1 pseudogene is annotated in these 245 nt (G+C 55.5%); it reads right to left on the reverse strand.

Annotated elements, in window-relative coordinates:
* Window positions 1-245 (reverse strand): annotated as a pseudogene (locus tag SB764_RS43660) (hypothetical protein); the annotation flags it as partial.

Here is a 245-nt window from a genome sequence, read left to right on the forward strand (position 1 = left end):
CGGGCAATCCGCCATCACTTCCGGCGAAGCCGTTTCTGCTTTGGCTTCATGATAAGAGACGCCACGGCAGGTTACGTGCTGGAAAGACTCGTTAGTTTTCAGCTCAGGATCGTAATGCCATTTCTCTTTGCCGCTGGCGGCATCGAGCGCAAACAGGCGCTGGTGAGCGGTACACAGGTAAAGGGTGTCGCCCACTTTAATCGGCGTCACTTCATTGGTGATTTCGCCCGGATCGTTCGGCTGCT

Origin of the sequence: Paraburkholderia sp. SIMBA_027 (assembly GCF_046535315.1) — a bacterium.
Lineage (GTDB): Bacteria > Pseudomonadota > Gammaproteobacteria > Burkholderiales > Burkholderiaceae > Paraburkholderia > Paraburkholderia tropica.